The organism is Helicobacter sp. MIT 03-1614 (assembly GCF_000762925.2).
Taxonomy (GTDB): domain Bacteria; phylum Campylobacterota; class Campylobacteria; order Campylobacterales; family Helicobacteraceae; genus Helicobacter_C; species Helicobacter_C hepaticus.
Genome location: NZ_JRMS02000004.1, coordinates 1 through 18137 on the forward strand (window position 1 = coordinate 1; position 18137 = coordinate 18137).

Genomic DNA, 18137 nt, shown 5'->3' on the forward strand with positions numbered 1-18137 from the left:
TTGAATATTATCATTAATAGCATTACCCATTTCACCTAATTCATCTTGAGCAACAATCTTAAGAGGTTGTGGTGCATCTTTGCGTTCGTGGTTGAGATAGGCAAAAAAGCTTGTAAGTGCGTTAAGTATTAATCGTATGCGTTTAGCTACACAGGTGCGTAAATAATACATCGTGCCTATGACAATAATTAATATTGTCCCTATGCTACAAGCAATAATAATCCATAGAAGTTCTACAAGTGGTTCATTAATGGATTTATTGGGGATATATGATAAGACATTCCAATACATATTACCCTCATTGAGTGGCTTTATAGAGCGCATACCGACGATACCTTCAATTCCTGCGGCTGTGCGGTAAGGGAAAATACCATCTTTTCCCTCTTTGGCAGCAATAATAATATTTTTTGTTTCTTGTGTTGGAACGATTTCATCAAGCTTTTTGCCTATAAAATTTTGATTTTGATTGATGATTATCGTGCCTTGCTCATCTATAACAAACCTTTGGTCATCATTAAAAACTCTAGCCTCTTCGCTTAATAGAGGAATCCCAATATTGGCAAAATTTATAAAAGCACCTAATGCACCTATAACTTTGCCATTTTTATCGTGTATGGGGACACCAAAGCCCTGTGCATATAACTCTTTATTTTGAAAATTGATGATTGCAGGGTGCGACAAACTCGGTTTATTGTTTGCAATAGCACCTTGTATAGATGTAAATGTTTTAATGATGGGTTCGGACTTGATAATGGCAGCTTTTTGTCCCTCTTTTCCATTTGATTGTGCGAGAATGATGAGTTCTTCACCCATAAATTGAGGCATAAATAAATACGCATACTCAATGCTGTTGATATTATTAGGAATTGCAGTGACAATATCCTTTAGACGCTCGGCACTGATAGTATTGTGCTCAATTTGAGTATTAATAGCAGTAGCACCAACAAATAATGTATCAAGCACCTCTGAACTTACCATATCAAGGATATTGCCGTAGCGATAAGAGGCCTGTTCTACAATTCTATGAGCTTGTTCTTCAAGTGAATGCTTTGAAGCGGAAATAATAAAAAATGCCAATATGCTTACACAAATTACTACAAATGCAGTTACTACACACGCTACCTTTGCACCAACATTTAGACGAGAAAAAATGTTCATAATACGACCTTTTTTAAACTAAGTTTGATAAAAATAGTTGTTATGTTATCAATATAAAAAATGATTTTTAAGATAATACCAACAATACCAACAAATAGAAAAAACGATATATTTTACATAAATAATAAAATAGAATCTATACGCAAGGATATTCATTGAATGCTCCTGCATATAGAGACATCTTAAGCAAAGAGAGGAGTGACTATAAACCCAAGCCCTACTGCAAAGATTATCGCAAGTGTGCCCGGCACAATGAAGCTGTGATTAAAGACATATTTGCCAATGCGTGTTGAGCCAGTATCGTCCATTTGCACTGCGCCAAGCAAGGTTGGGTATGTTGGCAACACAAAGAGTGCTGAAACCGCTGCAAAACTTGCCACCAAAATATAAGAAGATTCTGGAGCAACCGCAGTGATACCAAGCGCACCAATGACCACAGGCATAATAGCCTTTGCTGTTGCTGCCTGAGAGTAAAGCAACATACTTGCAAAGAAAAGTGCCACTGCTAAAAGTGCAGGATAATCACCTACAAGGTTGCTTGCTAAATCTCCAATTTCTTTTTTGTATCCGGCAACAAAGGTATTGCCAAGCCAAGCAACGCCTAGCACACAAATACAAGCTGTCATACCTGCCTTAAAAGTGCTGGCTTCAAGAAGTTTGCCTGTATCTATCTTGCAAAAAATCGTAATACAAGTAGCAATAGCTAACATAAATGCCATAATCGCTCCATCGCGTGGTAATCTCACTGGGTCAATGTAGCCTCTCATAAATTCAGCAATACCTGCCATAAGCCCTTGTCCATTATTGCTTACAATCACACCATTTAGGATATCCAAGAAAGGCTTACGCACAACATCAGAAATTGAAGTCGCATAAATCACCACACACAAAACACCGATGAGGAAAATCGCCACACTCAATTTTGCACCCTTTTTGAGTTCGATGTGCTGCGCACCCATAGAAGGTTTGACAAGCCCAGCCTTAAGACGCTCTTGATACACAGGGTCTTTACTCAAATCAAGCGGAAAAAACTTGCTTACAACAAGTGCTGTCAGCATACACGCACTAAAAGTCGTAATCAACCACACAAGAAGCAATGTAGGGTAGCTCCACCCAAATGGCTCAAGTGCTCCACTCATATACACCACCGCCGCGCTCACAGGACTTGCCGTAATGGCAATTTGTGAAGCGACAACGGCGATTGAAAGAGGTGCGGAAGGTTTAATGTTTTGCTCTTTTGCCACTTCTACAATCACAGGTATCATTGAAAATGCTGTATGCCCAGTGCCAGCTAAGAATGTAAGGAAATATGTAACCGTTGGAGCAAGGTAGTTAATGTATTTTGGATTCTTGCGCAAGATTTTTTCTGCCACTTGCACCATATAGTCTAGCCCACCAGCAAGTTGCATTGCCGCAATCGCTGCAATCACAGACATAATGATTAAAATCACGTCCCAAGGAATATCTCCGGGTTTCATACCGAGCACGAGACAAAGCACTACAACACCGAATCCTCCAGCATAACCTATCGCCATACCTCCTAGTCGGATACCTAAGAAAATCGCACCAAGTAGCACTGCTACTTGTAAAACCAGTAATATTATTTCCATAAAAAATCCTTAAAAAATGAAATTGTAAGTTTTAAAGAAGTGCCTTTGGCTACTCCTCTAAAAACACTTTACAAAGAGATTATGCAAAAGGCGAATTTTTTTGGAATTTCGCCTTATCTTCAGCACTCATATGAGGATTAAGCATATTTTGTGGTTGGAAAATCTCATTGAGTTGTGCCTCACTTAAAAGTCCTCGTTCAAGTGCAATTGCTTTCACAGGCTTACCTGTTTGTAAAGATTCTTTAGCGATTGACGCGGAGTTCTCATAGCCGATGTAAGGATTAAGTGCGGTAACAATACCAATGCTGTTATACACGAAATCACTACATACTTTTTCATTTGCAGTAATGCCATCGACACACTTACTAGCAAGAGTGAGCATAGCATTTCTCATCATAGAGATAGAATTAAACAATCCATATGCAATAACAGGCTCAAACACATTGAGTTGAAGTTGTCCTCCCTCGCTCGCAAAACTTACGGTTACATCGTTTCCAATCACCGCATAACACACTTGATTTGCAACTTCGGGGATTACAGGATTCACTTTTCCGGGCATAATCGAGCTTCCGGGCTGCATTTTGGGGAGGTTGATTTCGTTAAGTCCAGCGCGAGGACCAGAACTCAAAAGGCGCAGGTCATTACACATTTTTGAAAGCTTAACTGCCACTCTTTTAAGCACACCACTCACTTGCACATACGCACCTGTATCTTGTGTAGCCTCAATCAAATCATCAGCGGTTTTGAATGGATTCCCCGTAACTTCGCATAGCTTGTCTTTAACGATTTTTGGGTAATCAGGGTGTGAGTTTATGCCTGTCCCAATTGCGGTCCCGCCCATATTGATTTCAGTTACAAGGTTTCTTGCTTCAAGCACACGCGCAATATCTTCTCCCATCATCACTGCAAAAGTGTGAAACTCTTGTCCTAAAGTCATAGGCACAGCATCTTGAAGTTGAGTGCGCCCCATTTTAAGCACATCCTTAAACTCTTTTGCCTTTTTCTCAAAAGAATCTTTAAGCACGCCCATATCTTTTGCAAGAGCTGAAAGTTCCGCATATAGTGCCACGTGGATAGCAGTAGGATACGAGTCGTTTGTAGATTGTGAAAGATTCACGTGGTCATTTGGATGGCAGTATTGATATTCGCCTTTTTTGTGCCCCATAATCTCCAAGGCAAGATTTGCTATCACTTCATTTGCATTCATATTTGTGCTTGTTCCAGCTCCACCTTGAAGCATATCTACTACAAATTGCTCCCTTAGCTCGCCTGCAATAAGCCTATCACAAGCTTTACAAATAGCATCTTTTTTTTGCTCATCAAGCAATTTAAGTTCATAATTTGCCAAACAAGCAGCTTTTTTTACTTGCGCGAACGCCTTAATAAAGCTAGGATAGCTACTTAGCTTGTCCCCTGTGATGTTGAAATTTTGCAATGCCCTAAAAGTCTGCACCCCATAATATACATCATCAGTTATTTCTAGCTCACCGATGAAATCGTGTTCTACTCGTTTGCCCATTTTAAACTCCTGTAAGTATTATTAGGTAAATTATCACGAATCATTAGATAATTTACAAGAATTATATATTCTCAAAGATTAAACTAAACTTGAATAGTTTAAAAATCAAGTGTGATATTTGCCCAATATCTGCGCCCCTCTTGAATATACGCTCCGTGCATATTGACATTGCCATTTTGATTATTACCATATGTATAATTTCTAAAATCAATAAAATTTGTATCAAAGAGATTATACACACCACCATTTAAGCGGATAGATTCTGTAATTTTATAACCTAAACCAAGGTTGACAATCGTGTATGGTTTATAATATGTGCCTCCAAGCGTATTTCTAATCGCTATTGCGGCGGCAGTATCGCCTAATGCGCTTGTATTAAGCAAACCTGCTTTGTGTTGTCCTTGCAGGTAGATATTAAATTTATTATGCGTGTAAGAAAGCTTAGAAACGATATTGTGCTTTGCCACGCTTGAAAGCGGTCTGCCCTTATTGTTTCCTGAAGTAATTTCGGAATCTACGAAGGTATAAGCCACATCAAATCCTACACCATAAATGGGTTTTATGCCAAAGCTAGATTCTATACCTTGAGAAAATGCACTATCTGCATTAATAGCGAGACTACATTGTTGACTGTTCCCTCCGTGTTGACTGTTCCCTCCGTAATTTTGGCAAGTAATTTCATAAAAAGCACCATTTGCATTTTTACTCACCCTTGTGCTTTCAATTTTGTCTTTAAAATTTGAGCGGAAAAACATTAAAGAAAAATCAAAATATTGTCCATCAAAGATTGTGCCTATTTCATAACTCACTGAAGTTTCTGGCTTAAGGTTTGGATTACCTAAAAAAGCAAGTGTGCCTTGACTCCCATATCCATATACAGCATCAATGAGCTGATTTGCATAAGGAGCTTTGTATCCTGTGGCTACCCCACCTTTCAAAGCAAAGCCATCAAGAATCTCATATACAAGATAGGCACGAGGACTCACATTTGAACCAAATTTGTCATTATAGTTGTATCTTGCTCCGAGTGTGAATGTAAGTGGCTCAAAGATATTATATTCATCTTCAGCAAAAAGTGCGAAAGTATGGCGATTATGACTTGCAGGAGTAGCAGCTAAATCGTAATAATTCTCAAAGCGATATTCTGCGCCGACATTTAAAATATTGCTTTCTCCTAAAGGAAGCAAAAGTCGCGTATCGGCGATCACATCATTAGAGGCAATATCTCTGTTTTTACCAAGATTTGGAGAGCTAGTATTTCCTGCTACAAGTCGCCCTGTATTATTTGTCCGCATAAATTGCAAGGTATTTTTCCAAGTCCCAAAATCATAAGAACCCTTATGCCCAATAGCCCCAAGAATCTTATCCACACCTACATCTTTTTCATAGCCTCCTCTCCCATTACTAGAATTTACACCAAGTGTTCCTATCTCGCCCTTACGATTATCATAAGTTGAGGTTGTATAATCCACATCGGCATAGAGCATATTTTTACTATCAGGTAGCCAAGTGAGCCTTGTGCCGACATTGAGTAATGAAAATTTTGTGCCAAAAAAAGTATTGACATCTTGCCCTAAGTCATTTTTAGGTCTATCACTTGGATTTCTATGAATCTGACGCATTCTTAAAGTCAATCCTAAATGTTCTGTAAGTTTGCCTTGCGTCCAAAGTGAGTTTTGATAAGTGTTGCCAAAAGTAGAAGATTCAGGCACAATGATTTGAGATTGAAAAGAAGTGTGCCATTTATCTGTAATAGGTCTAGTAACGATATTGACAACACCCCCTATCGCATCACTTCCATAGAGTGTGCTCATAGGTCCCTTGATAACTTCAATACGCTCAATCGCACCCATTGGAGGGATAAAAGTATTATACACACCAGCACCTAAATTTGCAGTGGCGACATCGCCACTAGGATTCTGCCTTAAATCATCAACCAAAAAAAGTGTATAACCTGATGGCATACCGCGAATAGAAATAGCAGAAGCACCGAGTTTGTTGGAGGTTTCATCAAGGCTCACGCCGGGCACTTCTTTGAGTGCCTCGCCCAAATCCCTAAAAGGTTTTTGCTCTAATTCTTCCTTGGTAACAATATTAACAGAAGCAGGAGCATCAACTACATTTTTTTCACTCCCTGAAGCGGCAGTAACGATAGATTCTTGTAATTTGACATTGCGCGTTGCACTTGAAGATGACTTTTCTTTTGTAGATTCTGTCGTATCCGAAAAAGTTTCATTGCCTATCTCATCGGCATATCCAAAAAGACATAGACAGCAGGTTAAACCTCCACATATTAATATTCTACTTATCGTTATCATTTTATCTCCTTTTATGCAAATTATTTTTTATGAGGTGAGATTTTAGCATACAAAACTTAAAATAAAATTTATTATAGGAATAATTACTAAAATGTAAAGAGTGATTTTTGTTTAGAAATTTTGATTATTTTTTGCTAGATTCTATAAATATCAAAATGCTTTAATATTTATTGCATTTTTTCTTGTATAAGTATTGTGTCTAGCGCATAGGAGGATATTTGAAAATAATATTGCTTTTGTTTATTCCTCTTTTATTTTGTAGTTGTGGGCTAACACCTGCTCGTGAGCCATCGGCAGATTGTAGGAAGACACACGCACTTGATTTTTGTAGTTGGTGGGACGCACCATATAAAAATGCTTTTAAATCAAGTTCGGAATATGAGTTAGGATATTAAATGAATTTAAGTTTAAGGAGAATTTCAATGGGTATTAAAAAAATCATATTTTCTTTGTTTGCCATAGCTCAAATAGCAAACAGTGCAGAGGCACTAAAAAGCACATATAATTTTGATACTACTTATAAAAACATTAAAAATACTATAATGCAAAAGAATATACCCATTTTTGCAGAATTTGACCATAGCAAAAATGCTAAAGAAGCAGGATTAGAACTTAATCCTACAAAGGTAATAGTTTTTGGGAATCCAAAAGTTGGAACGCTTTTGATGCAAGAGAATCAGCAAATAGCCACTCATCTGCCTCTCAAGATTTCTGTATGGCAAGATTCTAAAAATAATGTATATATCACATATACAGATATAAAAGAACTTGCAAAACGATATAAAATAAAAAACAAGCAGGTTGTAACAAATATAGATAATTTGCTAAAAGATATTGTCAAAATAAATTCTTTGTATGGTGGTAAAATCGCTGTGCCAAAAACCAACAAACTTTAGCAATGATAGAATCTATTTGTTTATAAATATTCTAAAAGCTTATAAATTTACTCTTTAGCTTTTTTATGAATGCAAGATTTTAAATTTTATAATTTAAACTTCTTGCTTTTTGCATTAAAGGGGGATTAATGTTGCTTTTACTTACTATTTGTTATCTTAGAATAAATAATGTAAAATACCAAGTTACAAATTTTATATCATTAAAGGAATTAAGGAGAATATATGGGTATTGAGAAATTTAAGTTATTTGTTGATGAATACCAAAAGTCAGCAACGTATAAAGAACCATTAGGTTTTGGTATTGCGCGTGTGGAGATTGGTAAAAAGTCTAAGGCAGTGTTGTGCGCAACTTATCCTACGATGAATTGGAAAGGAGAGAATCTCGGCACTTATGCCGTGCTATGTGAGAGTGCAAAAGCTGGTGAACTCATAGCTCAAAGTGATAATGAAGCGGTGTATGGCATTAATCAGGAATTTGTGTATAAGGCACTTGAGCTTTACACTCCCTTCTTAAATGAGGCATTAAGCGATTCTCAAACGCACAAAAATATTCAAGTCATTTTAGAGCTTAAAAAACAAGCAAATAAAGGCAGGCTAAAAACAAAGGGTGGTAGAGCTCGGTATAGATTCTGTGTTATCTATAAAGATGAAAAATGCGAAAGCGTAGAATCTGCATATCTTAAACTTTTGGCTTTATCTTTAGGCAAAGCGCCTTTGCGTTCTTTGCAACTTGATGGTATTTTTGGATTGCTGCAAAATGTCGCTTGGAGCGGCAATAAACCCTATGAATTGGAATGGCTAAGAGAAAATGAGATTCGTCTTAAAATGGAGGGCGAGTTTCCTCATATTGATTTTGTAGATAAGTTTCCACGATACCTAATGCAGGTGATTCCACAATATGATAATATTCGCCTACTTGATAGTTCCAAAACGCGCTTTGGAGCGTATTTAGGAACAGGTGGCTATACCCAAATGCCCGGAGCAAGTTATGTGAATTTCAATGCTGGAGCAATGGGAGCTTGTATGAATGAGGGGCGCATTAGCTCAAGTGTGGTGGTAGGTGAAGGCACTGATGTGGGAGGTGGTGCGAGTATCCTTGGCGTATTAAGTGGAGGAAATTCCGAGCCTATAAGTATTGGTAAAAATTGTCTTTTAGGCGTTAATAGTGCCACCGGTATTAGCTTGGGCGATGGGTGCATTGTTGATGGAGGTATTGCCGTTCTTGCTGGAGGAGTATTTTATATTGCACCTGAGGAAGCTGCAAAAATTGCTGAAATAAATGATACATTTGCTATTAAGGAAAATAATTTTTATAAAGGAAGAGAGCTTTCAGGCAAACACGGCATTCATTTTCGCTGTGATAGTCAAAGTGGCAAGATGATAGCTTTTAGGAGTAATAGAAAAATTGAGCTTAATACAGCTTTGCATTAATTATGGTATTATATTTGCTTAAAGCCATTTGCTTTGAAAGGCAAATTTATTACTTAGGATAGTGTGATGAAAAAGATTTTTGCGCTTATGTGGGCAATAATATGTATTGTAGGGATAGGATTTGCAGAGCCAGAGGAGACGGCAGGGGAAGTTTCCACACAACCTTTACCCAACTCACAAAATACCACAAATCCTATTGCTCCTAATGTATCAAATTTGCCTCAAAATACTCAGCCTACATCGCCTATCCAAAACAATCAAAATACAAATATTCCTGCAGGGCTTTTGGGCTCTGCTCCTCTTACTCCTGCTAATCAAATCAATGGAGCACCCATTGAGGATATGCTTGAGAATGTTAATGAATCAAATAATACCCTCAAATCAGCAATGGTTTTTGCAAGAGATGGAGATTATGAAAGCGCATTGAATCTCTTTGCACGCTCTTGTGATCAAGGTAATGCTGCAGGTTGTTTTGGTTCTGGACTTATTTATATGTATGGAGCAAATTCAGGTGTACCAGACCCTCAAAAGGCAGTTAATTATTACTATAAAGCTTGCACAGGTGGTGATGCTGTGGCGTGTGCGAATCTTGCAATGGCGTATGATAATGGTGAGGGCGTTAAAGAAGATAAAGTTCAAGCAGCACAGCTCTATGAGGTGGCTTGTCAAGGGGGAGATTCTCTAGGTTGTACTAATGCAGGTTGGATGTATGCTAATGGCGTAGGTGTCAAAAAAGATTACCAAAAATCATTAGCTTATTATAATAGCGCTTGTCAGCTCGGGAGCGATTTGGGCTGTTATAATTTAGGGCTTATGAGTAATACTTATAATGTGTATGGTATGACAAAAGATAAGATGAGCTATGTTGAGATGAATTATGTTGCTTGTCAGCAAGGTGATATTATAGGTTGTGGAAATTTAGGTTGGATGTATGCTACTGGCTCAAATGGTGCAGATAAGAATTATTATAATGCAGCAAAATATTTTACGCTTGCGTGTGATAGTGGGCATATTCAAAGTTGTAACAATTTAGGTGTGCTTTATGATGGTGGGTTTGGTGTGAGGCAGGATAAGCGTAAAGCGATTGAACTTTTTGGTTTAGCGTGTGATTATGGAATTGAATCGGGTTGTAATAATTATTCACTTATAAAAACAAGAGGAAGCGTAAATGGAGGGAATCCAATATTTGGCTTAAAATAGATGCGCCTTAATCAATATATTGCTCATCATACAAAATATTCTCGGCGTGAGGCTGATAAACTCATTTCTCAAGGGCGGGTTAATATTGAAAAAACTAAGGCGACATTACATTCTCTTTTGGGTGCAAATCAACGAGTATTTATTGATGGCAAAAAGATTATTCCCAAGGAGCACTTTACTTGTATCGTATATCATAAACCCAAAGGCGAAATTGTAAGCAAACGTGATGAGCGTGGTAGGCGAGTAATATACGAGAGTTTAGAAGCAAAATTTAAGCATTTTGTATATGTGGGGCGATTGGATTTTGCAAGTGAGGGATTGCTTATTCTTACCGATAGCACACCTGTTGCTAGAGCTCTTATGGAATCTGATTTATTGCGCACATATATTCTTAAAATTAATGGCTTTATCACCCAAGAAATCATTAGTGCTATGGAAAATGGGCTTATTAGTGAAGATACGAGAGTTGGAGCACATAGCAAAAGTCATATTACAAGTATGGAGTTTGCTCCTTTTAACTCTTATAAGATTCTTAAAAATGATAGAAGATATTCTAAAATCAAAGTTAGTATTGCACAAGGAAAAAATAGGGAGTTACGCCGATTCTTTGGAGCTTTTGGGCGTGAAGTATTAGATTTAAGACGCATAAGCTATGGATTTGTGCATTTAAATGCCTTACCTTGTGGGAAAAAGCGGTTTTTTACACACGAAGAATATAGAGATTTACACATTTTTTTACGGGATAAAATAGACAAAGCCAATAATCCCCAGATGTAAAAAAACAGGGAAATTAATACATAGGGTATTTTTAAAATTTGTGATATAATGCGCAGTTTTTAAAAATATAAAAGTATTAAAAGGAATGCGGTGTGATAAAGCTAAACCACATCAATAAAACTTACCCAAATGGATTTGTTGCTCTTAAAAATATAGATTTGGAAGTAGCAAAAGGCGATATTATGGGGATTATTGGTTATTCAGGTGCGGGTAAAAGCACACTTATACGTATTATCAATCGTCTTGAAGAGCCTACAAGTGGCACACTCTTTGTTGATGGCGTGAATATGCTTGGCTTAAAACAAAAAGAATTGCAAATGCAAAGACAAAAAATTGGTATGATTTTTCAACATTTTAATCTTTTAAGTGCAAGAAATGTATTTGATAATGTTGCATTTGCTTTGGAGATTGCTAAATGGGATAAAAAAGCGATAAAACCTCGTGTTGATGAACTTTTAGAGCTTGTGGGTTTAAGTGAACGAGCCTCCTTTTTTCCAAGTCAGCTTAGTGGTGGGCAGAAGCAAAGAGTAGCAATAGCAAGAGCGTTAGCTAATCACCCTAAAGTGCTTTTATGTGATGAGGCAACTTCGGCTCTTGATACTAAAACGACAAAATCAATTCTTGCCCTCTTGCGCGATATTCAAAGGCGTTTGGGTTTAAGTGTAGTGTTGATTACACATCAAATTGAGGTCGTGCGCGAGATTTGCAATAAAATGTGTGTTGTGAGTGATGGTGCTATTGTGGAGCGTGGCAGCGTTGCCGAAGTTTTTGCTGCCCCTAAACATCCCATTACTCGGGAACTTATTTCATTTTTACCTCAAGATGAAGGACATATTATTTCGCATTTGAAAGATTTGCATAATGTATATAAAGTTATATTTACTGGTCCTTACGCACATTTGCCGCTTGTAAGTCAAATGATACGAGAATTTGATGTTGATGTAAATATTTTAAGTGGCAATATTGATGAGCTTGCGACAGGAGAGGTTGGGCATTTAGTATTAAAATTTATAGCAACAGATGATAAAAGAGACAAAGCACTCTCGTGGCTTAAAGAGCAAGGTGTGAGTATTGAGGATTTGAATCTTATGTGTCAAAATACAGATTCTATTCAACTCTCTCAAAAAATAGAATCTAAGGCAGTGTGAAGGGTCATTTATGTTAGAGTTTTTAGATTTTTGCGAGAAACATTGGCTTATATTTTTGCGCTCTACTTTTGAAAATCCTATAATCTTTACTTTAGTAAAGTCGTGTTGCGAAACGCTCTATATGGTTTTTTTCTCTTCGCTTTTTGCTATGATTTTTGGATTACCTTTGGGGGTATTATTAAGCGTGATTAAGCCTTCTGGCATATTAGCAAATCCTTTGTTTTATAGAATCTTAGGAGCGATTGTCAATGTTGTGCGTTCATTCCCTTTTATCGTGCTTATTATTTTGCTTTTGCCTCTTTCAAAATACTTAATTGGCACGAGCATTGGAAGCACTGCTGCGATTATTCCACTTGTTATTGCAGCCACTCCTTTTATTGCGCGACTTTTTGAAGGAGCATTTGATGAGGTTGATAAAGGGCTTATAGAGGCTACTATGAGTATGGGGGCAAGCAAAATGCGCATTATTTTGATGATGATTAGTGAGAGTTTGCCCTCACTTGCTAATGCTATCACTATTACAGCTGTAAGTTTAGTTGGCTTTTCTGCTATGGCTGGAGTTGTAGGTGCTGGAGGGTTGGGAGACTTAGCCTATCGCATAGGCTTTCAATCTTTTAAGCCTGATATATTGGCATATGCGGTAATATGCACGATTGTGATTGTGCAATGTATTCAATCAAGCGGTGATTTACTCATTAAACGTTTGCGTCAGCATCGTTAATTTATTTTGTTTAAGGAGGTTTTATGAAAAATATTGTGCAGTTAGTTTTTGTGTTGGCATTGGGAGCGGGTTATGTGGCTTGTTCAAGTGAAAAAGAAGGTAAAATTAATCAAGAAGTAAGCAATGAGATGACACAAATACTTAAAGTAGGTGCAACACCTGTCCCTGCTGCGGAGATTTTAGAGTATGTTAAGCCACAGCTTGAGGCAAAAGGAGTGCAAATGCTTATTCAGTATTTTACGGATTATGTTGTGCCTAATGTGTCTTTAGCCGAAGGAAGTAGTGATGCAAATATGTATCAACACAAGCCTTTTATGGATAATACTAATGCTCAAAAGGGTTATCACCTTGTAGCAATTGCGCCTATATATGTTGTGCCACTTGGATTTTATTCACATAAATTTAAAGATATAGATTCTATCTCACAAGGTGCGACTATTGCTATTCCGGGTGATGCATCTAATATGGCACGAGCTTTTATTTTGCTCCACGATAATGGAATAATAAAGCTTTCAAATTCAAGTAACCTTAATGCTACAGAGATGGATATTATTGAGAATCCAAAAAATCTTGTATTTAAACCTATGGAAGCAGCTTCTCTGCCTATGGTGCTTGATAGTGTTGATGGCGCAGTGATTAATGCAAATTATGCCTTGCAAGCACAGATGAGTATCACTCAATCGCTTTTTCACGAAAATGACAAAAGTGCATATGTGAATGTGCTTGTAGCGCGTGAGGATAATCAAAGTGATGAACGTATTTTGGCACTTAAAGAGGTGCTTTTGAGTAAAGAAACCCGTGAGTTTATTCTCTCAAAGTATAAAGGGGAAATTATTCCTGTGGGTGCAGAAAATTAGGCAATCCTTACATTGTGTAAGGCAGATTAATTTTATTTTAAGGAGAATTAATGAAAAAGTTACTTACTTTTATTTTAGTAGGATTAGTGTTTTTTGGTTGTAGTGATGAGAAAAATACATCACAAGATGGCACAGCAGAAAAAGTTGTGCTTAAAGTGGGCGCAACCCCTGTGCCACACGCAGAGATTCTTGAATTTATTAAACCTGATTTGGAAAAAGAGGGTATTGATTTGCAAATCGTGCAATTTACAGATTATGTAACACCTAATGTGAGCTTAAATGATGGTTCTCTTGATGCGAATTATCACCAACATAAGCCTTTTCTTGATGCGCTTAAAAAAGATAAAGGGCTTAATTTAGAATCTATTGCAAGTATTCACATTGAGCCACTTGGATTTTATTCACATAAATTTAAGGATATAGATTCTCTTCCTCAAGGTGCTACTATTGCTATTCCTAATGACCCAAGTAATGGTGGAAGGGCTCTTCTTTTGTTAGATTCTAAAGGCATAATAAAGCTTGCAGATACTAATAACCTTAATGCTACAGAGCTTGATATTGTTGAGAATCCAAAGAGTATTAAAATTAAGCCTGTTGAAGCAGCACTTTTGCCCCGCACTTTAGATGATGTTGATGGTGCAGTGATTAATGGCAATTATGCACTTCAAGCTGGATTAAAAAGCTCTGATGCACTTTTTTTGGAAGGCTCACAATCGCCTTATGCGAATATTCTAGTTGTGCAAAGCACAAGAGTGAATGATGAGAATCTCCAAAAGCTTAAAAATGCGTTGCAATCTCAAAAAGTAAAAGATTTTATTCAGCAGCACTATCAGGGCGAGATTGTGCCTGTATTTTAAGTGCACTTGCAAAAGTTTATTTAAGAATCTTATTTCTTTTGGGTTTGCTGGATAAGAATTAATTGAGATTAAGGAGATTAGTCTTCTTACCTTGTATTAGTTTTTATAGTATAAAGTAAAGGAGATTATTTTAATATTTTAGGAGACATATATGAAAAAAATTGGTTTATTTTATGGAAGCGATGGTGGTACTACGCAAGAAGTTGCTCAAAAAATTGCTGATAAATTAGGCGATTGTCAAATATTTGATGTTGCTTCAAGTAAAGCTGATGATTTAAGTGCATTTGAGAATCTTATTTTTGCTACACCTACTTATGGTTCAGGTGATTTACAAGATGATTGGGATAGTTTTCTTTCTAGTATTGATGAAGCTGCTTTTTCAGGTAAAACTATCGCTCTTGTAGGGCTTGGCGACCAAGAAATTTATAGCGAAACTTTTTGTAATGGTATTGCACATATTTATGAAAAAGTATCAAAACAAGGAAAAATTATTGGACAAACAAGCACAGATGGCTACACTTTTGATGAGAGTTTGGCAGTTGTAAATGGAAAGTTTGTAGGCTTAGTCATTGATGAGGTTAATCAAGAAGATATGACAGATAGCAGAATTCAAGCGTGGGTAAAGACACTTAAAGGTGCTTTTGCTTAATATTTATTTATACCCTAGAGATTTTTGATTCTAGGGTATAAAATCTAAAATTGCATTTTGTATTAATATCATATAAGTGATAGTTCCACATACAATGCTTAAAACGGGAATCTTAAACGCTATATGTATGTAGCTTACTACTAAGACAGCAATAATTTCATTAAGTCCATATGGAGAGTGCTCTAAATCCATATCTTTAAGGCAATATACAATAAGCATTGCAATAATTGCACTTGGCAGCACTTTACCTAAAGCGACAATGAATGTGGGTGTAGATTTAGCAAAGATAATAAAAGGCAAAAAGCGACTTAAGAGAGTATTAAGCGCAATAAGCGCAATAAGAAGGATCGAGTGCAAAATTTCAGGCGACAATGGGTTTTCTCCATAGACTTAATATAACACAAATACCCACAAGTGAGGGGATTAAAAATTGTTGTGCCCCAAAAATATATAAACATATTAAACTTATTATAATGCCAATGAGTGCAGGAATACGCATTGTTTTATTACGCCATTGTTCAATAAAAATCACAACAAAAATAGCACTCATCACAAAATCAAGTCCATTAGAATTAAACTCAAGCTTTCCACCAAGTGCTGCTCCAAGAGTGCAGCCTATAACCCAATAGCTTTGATTGAGCGCAGCGATAAAAAAATCAAACCATTGTTTATCCACTCCTGTTTTGGGAGACTTAAGATTAAGAAGTGCAAGGGTCTCATCAGTGAGGGAATAAATCATATAATAACGCTTTTTGCCCATACGTTTAAACCTCTCTAACATACTTATAGAGTAAAAAATTTGTCGTGCATTAATCATAGAAACAAGCACAAAGCTCTCCCATAAGCCAGCTCCACTTGCTATGAGCCCGACAGCAATAAATTGTGTCGTTCCCCCATAAATAGCCACTGCCATTATAGCTGCCCATATCGCACCATAACCTGTTTTTTGCAATAAGATACCAAATACTGCACCCATAAAAATATAACCAAGCATAATAGGAATTGTATGTGGAAAAGCATCTTTAAGAGCAATAAATGCTTTTGAGCTCTGGCACATATTACATTCTTGTTTTTGCTTTAATTCCAAGCAGAGATAATCCAAGTGTGAGGCTTTGGCTGACAATCATTAGCACATAAAGAATACTTGATTCATTTGGACTTTGCAAGATTTTGTGTGTATTATAAAAGCTGTGAAATGAAGCAGAGAGGCTTTTAAGATAATCACATATTTTTTGAATCTCTCTATCGCGAAAGCTAGATTCTATTATTTGTTGCAGACAAAGAGCTTCAAACAAAAGCGCCTTTGCTTGTTCATTTATATCCAATTTATTCGCATTTTGTGCTATCTGCTGCATATTTACTCCAGCTTTATTAAAAAGTGTGTGGATTCTAGCATTAGCATAGTTAATGTAATAAATGGGATTGCTTCCATCTTCTTTTTTAAGTTCATCAACATCAAATTCAAGGTGTGTATCAGGTTTTTTAGAGAGAAAAATAAAACGAAGTGCATCAGCTCCAATATCTTCTATTACATCTTTCATAAGGATAAAATTTCCTGCACGTTTGCTCATTTTATAAGGTTGCCCACCTTTAAGAAGGCTTACCATTTGAGAAAGCAGTACTTCAAGTTTATTTTCATCATAGCCCAAAAAATGAATAGCTGCCTTTACGCGTGCAATATAGCCGTGATGATCGGCTCCCCAAATATTAATATAATGTTCAAAATGGCGATGAAATTTATCTTGATGATAGATAATATCTCCAGCAAGATAGGTCGGCTCACCATTCTCCCTCACGACAACTCGGTCTTTTTCATCATTAATTTGCGAGGAAGCAATCCAGATTTTGCCATCTTTGGTATAAATACCTTGATGAGATTTTAAAGTATCAAGCGTATCTTTCCATCTGTCATAAAGAGATTTTTCGCTCACAAAGGAATCAAATTCAATCCCAACTTGCGCTAGATTATCTTTAATCTCTTGAAGCATCATATCTTTGCCAAAATCTGCAAGAGAGGAGATAGAATCTTCACTTTTAAAAACATCTTCACCAAAGTGTAGCGCACATTGTTTTGCTAAATCAATAATATATTCGCCCTTATAATAACTTTGTGGATATTCTACTTGAGTTTTAAGGATATGTTCTCTCCCTGCAAGAAAAATTGATAGCCCAAGCATATAAATCTGTGCCCCTGCATCGTTTATATAATATTCGGTGAGTATATCATAACCTAAAAACCGCCCTACACGAGTAAGTGCATCGCCATATACAGCACCTCTTGCGTGCCCAATGTGAAGCGGTCCTGTGGGATTAGCACTGACAAATTCAATCAAAACATGCTCTTTTGGTGTTATTTGAGTCTTTTGGGTATATTGAGATATGTTAGGATTTATAGAATCTGCTTCAAGAGTCATACAATGCTGCAGTTGTTTTTGTGCAATATGTTGAAGAAAAGTTGTAGAAAGTGTGAGATTTACAAAGCCATTGAGCGTCTCTACTTTTTCAAACTCTGCGTAATTTGTAAGTATTTTAGCAATCTCTTCAGCGATAAGCTTAGGATTGGTTTTTTTAATCTTAGCAAGGCTAAAGGCAAGAGGCGTAGCAAAATGCCCCAAGTCTTTGTTTTTTGGTCTCTCAAGCACAATATCAATTGTGTTTTCAATATTCAATGCACTTTGGAGAAGAGCTTTGATATGGTGGTGCATTAAGTGTCTTGTTTTTGAGAATCTGTGTGAGTTTTTGATACATTCTCATTTTTAGATTCGCTTTGTTTGATTTGAGATTTTGTATTTTCTTCACTTTGATTATCTTCTTCATCTTCTTTGACAGCTTTTTTGAAGTTTTTAATACCACTTCCTAATCCTTTTGCAAGTTCGGGAATTTTTTTTGCACCAAAAAGGAGCACAATAATAAGCAAAATAATCAACAATTGTGTAATACTAGGGGGGTGCATAGAATCTCCTTTGATAAAAATTGAGGTATTATACCAAAACTCG

17 protein-coding genes and 1 pseudogene are annotated in these 18137 nt (G+C 36.7%); 10 read left to right on the plus strand and 8 right to left on the minus strand.

What is annotated here, in order from left to right:
- The 4 genes and pseudogenes from LS66_RS03325 to LS66_RS03340 form a co-directional block, all read right to left on the minus strand.
- A pseudogene (locus tag LS66_RS03325) lies at window positions 1-1158 on the minus strand (cache domain-containing protein); the annotation flags it as partial.
- 182 nt (window positions 1159-1340) lie between these two features.
- A complete protein-coding gene (locus LS66_RS03330; protein ID WP_034365825.1) occupies window positions 1341-2768 on the minus strand; it encodes an anaerobic C4-dicarboxylate transporter in 1428 nt (475 codons plus the stop codon).
- A gap of 79 nt (window positions 2769-2847) precedes the next feature.
- Complete coding sequence (gene aspA, locus LS66_RS03335; RefSeq protein WP_034325964.1) at window positions 2848-4287, minus strand: aspartate ammonia-lyase; 1440 nt, start codon at window positions 4285-4287, stop codon at window positions 2848-2850.
- Between the two features lie 98 nt (window positions 4288-4385).
- Window positions 4386-6605, minus strand: a complete 2220-nt coding sequence (locus LS66_RS03340; protein ID WP_034365826.1) for a TonB-dependent receptor domain-containing protein — start codon at window positions 6603-6605, stop codon at window positions 4386-4388.
- A 218-nt stretch (window positions 6606-6823) separates the two neighbouring features.
- Here LS66_RS03340 and LS66_RS10045 point away from each other — a divergent pair, with 218 nt between their 5' ends.
- The 10 genes from LS66_RS10045 (at window position 6824) to LS66_RS03385 (ending at window position 15141) form a co-directional block, all read left to right on the plus strand.
- Window positions 6824-7000 carry a hypothetical protein gene (locus LS66_RS10045; RefSeq protein WP_158295427.1) on the plus strand — a complete coding sequence of 59 codons (177 nt, stop codon included), beginning with the start codon at window positions 6824-6826 and terminating at the stop codon, window positions 6998-7000.
- Window positions 7001-7027: 27 nt separating this feature from the next.
- Window positions 7028-7501, plus strand: coding sequence for a DUF302 domain-containing protein (locus tag LS66_RS03345; protein ID WP_034365828.1), 474 nt, complete (start codon window positions 7028-7030; stop codon window positions 7499-7501).
- 222 nt (window positions 7502-7723) lie between these two features.
- Complete coding sequence (locus LS66_RS03350) at window positions 7724-8932, plus strand: 2,3,4,5-tetrahydropyridine-2,6-carboxylate N-succinyltransferase (RefSeq protein ID WP_034365829.1); 1209 nt, start codon at window positions 7724-7726, stop codon at window positions 8930-8932.
- A gap of 66 nt (window positions 8933-8998) precedes the next feature.
- The gene (locus LS66_RS03355; RefSeq protein WP_034365830.1) at window positions 8999-10132 is read left to right on the plus strand and encodes a tetratricopeptide repeat protein; all 1134 of its coding nucleotides are present in this window, start codon (window positions 8999-9001) and stop codon (window positions 10130-10132) included.
- Window positions 10133-10909 (plus strand): pseudouridine synthase, encoded by a 777-nt coding sequence (locus LS66_RS03360; protein ID WP_011115559.1) that lies wholly within the window; start codon window positions 10133-10135, stop codon window positions 10907-10909. It begins immediately after the preceding gene.
- A 92-nt stretch (window positions 10910-11001) separates the two neighbouring features.
- The gene (locus LS66_RS03365; RefSeq protein ID WP_011115558.1) at window positions 11002-12057 is read left to right on the plus strand and encodes a methionine ABC transporter ATP-binding protein; all 1056 of its coding nucleotides are present in this window, start codon (window positions 11002-11004) and stop codon (window positions 12055-12057) included.
- A gap of 121 nt (window positions 12058-12178) precedes the next feature.
- Entirely contained in the window at window positions 12179-12778 is a 600-nt protein-coding gene (locus tag LS66_RS03370) for a methionine ABC transporter permease (protein ID WP_226989508.1), read from the plus strand.
- 23 nt (window positions 12779-12801) lie between these two features.
- Complete coding sequence (locus LS66_RS03375; protein WP_034365833.1) at window positions 12802-13635, plus strand: MetQ/NlpA family ABC transporter substrate-binding protein; 834 nt, start codon at window positions 12802-12804, stop codon at window positions 13633-13635.
- Between the two features lie 50 nt (window positions 13636-13685).
- On the plus strand, window positions 13686-14492 hold the full coding sequence (locus tag LS66_RS03380) for a MetQ/NlpA family ABC transporter substrate-binding protein (protein WP_011115555.1): 807 nt from the start codon (window positions 13686-13688) through the stop codon (window positions 14490-14492).
- Window positions 14493-14643: 151 nt separating this feature from the next.
- Window positions 14644-15141, plus strand: coding sequence for a flavodoxin (locus LS66_RS03385; RefSeq protein ID WP_011115554.1), 498 nt, complete (start codon window positions 14644-14646; stop codon window positions 15139-15141).
- 30 nt (window positions 15142-15171) lie between these two features.
- On the opposite strand, the gene LS66_RS03390 is transcribed toward LS66_RS03385, so the two are convergent.
- The 4 genes from LS66_RS03390 to LS66_RS03405 are packed head-to-tail and all read right to left on the minus strand — an operon-like array spanning window position 15172 to window position 18094.
- Complete coding sequence (locus LS66_RS03390) at window positions 15172-15513, minus strand: branched-chain amino acid transporter permease (RefSeq protein ID WP_034365835.1); 342 nt, start codon at window positions 15511-15513, stop codon at window positions 15172-15174.
- Window positions 15503-16198: an AzlC family ABC transporter permease gene (locus LS66_RS03395; protein WP_011115552.1), complete on the minus strand. Its 696-nt coding sequence runs from the start codon at window positions 16196-16198 to the stop codon at window positions 15503-15505. Before LS66_RS03395 ends, LS66_RS03390 begins: the two co-directional genes overlap by 11 nt.
- Before the next feature lies 1 nt (window position 16199).
- Complete coding sequence (gene argS / locus LS66_RS03400; protein WP_034365838.1) at window positions 16200-17846, minus strand: arginine--tRNA ligase; 1647 nt, start codon at window positions 17844-17846, stop codon at window positions 16200-16202.
- Window positions 17846-18094 (minus strand): twin-arginine translocase TatA/TatE family subunit, encoded by a 249-nt coding sequence (locus LS66_RS03405; protein ID WP_011115550.1) that lies wholly within the window; start codon window positions 18092-18094, stop codon window positions 17846-17848. The genes argS and LS66_RS03405 overlap by 1 nt, the downstream gene beginning before the upstream one ends.
- Between the last annotated feature and the right edge of the window lie 43 nt (window positions 18095-18137).

What these genes read in the sequence shown, in the direction of transcription:
- LS66_RS03350 (WP_034365829.1), top strand. Translation starts at nt 7,724, where the DNA reads ATGGGTATTGAGAAATTTAAGTTATTTGTTGATGAATACCAAAAGTCA.
- aspA (WP_034325964.1), bottom strand. Translation starts at nt 4,287, where the DNA reads ATGGGCAAACGAGTAGAACACGATTTCATCGGTGAGCTAGAAATAACT.
- LS66_RS03395 (WP_011115552.1), bottom strand. Translation starts at nt 16,198, where the DNA reads ATGTGCCAGAGCTCAAAAGCATTTATTGCTCTTAAAGATGCTTTTCCA.
- LS66_RS03355 (WP_034365830.1), top strand. Translation starts at nt 8,999, where the DNA reads ATGAAAAAGATTTTTGCGCTTATGTGGGCAATAATATGTATTGTAGGG.
- LS66_RS03385 (WP_011115554.1), top strand. Translation starts at nt 14,644, where the DNA reads ATGAAAAAAATTGGTTTATTTTATGGAAGCGATGGTGGTACTACGCAA.
- LS66_RS03345 (WP_034365828.1), top strand. Translation starts at nt 7,028, where the DNA reads ATGGGTATTAAAAAAATCATATTTTCTTTGTTTGCCATAGCTCAAATA.
- LS66_RS03330 (WP_034365825.1), bottom strand. Translation starts at nt 2,768, where the DNA reads ATGGAAATAATATTACTGGTTTTACAAGTAGCAGTGCTACTTGGTGCG.
- LS66_RS03370 (WP_226989508.1), top strand. Translation starts at nt 12,179, where the DNA reads ATGGTTTTTTTCTCTTCGCTTTTTGCTATGATTTTTGGATTACCTTTG.
- LS66_RS03340 (WP_034365826.1), bottom strand. Translation starts at nt 6,605, where the DNA reads ATGATAACGATAAGTAGAATATTAATATGTGGAGGTTTAACCTGCTGT.
- LS66_RS03380 (WP_011115555.1), top strand. Translation starts at nt 13,686, where the DNA reads ATGAAAAAGTTACTTACTTTTATTTTAGTAGGATTAGTGTTTTTTGGT.
- LS66_RS03375 (WP_034365833.1), top strand. Translation starts at nt 12,802, where the DNA reads ATGAAAAATATTGTGCAGTTAGTTTTTGTGTTGGCATTGGGAGCGGGT.
- LS66_RS03360 (WP_011115559.1), top strand. Translation starts at nt 10,133, where the DNA reads ATGCGCCTTAATCAATATATTGCTCATCATACAAAATATTCTCGGCGT.
- LS66_RS03405 (WP_011115550.1), bottom strand. Translation starts at nt 18,094, where the DNA reads ATGCACCCCCCTAGTATTACACAATTGTTGATTATTTTGCTTATTATT.
- argS (WP_034365838.1), bottom strand. Translation starts at nt 17,846, where the DNA reads ATGCACCACCATATCAAAGCTCTTCTCCAAAGTGCATTGAATATTGAA.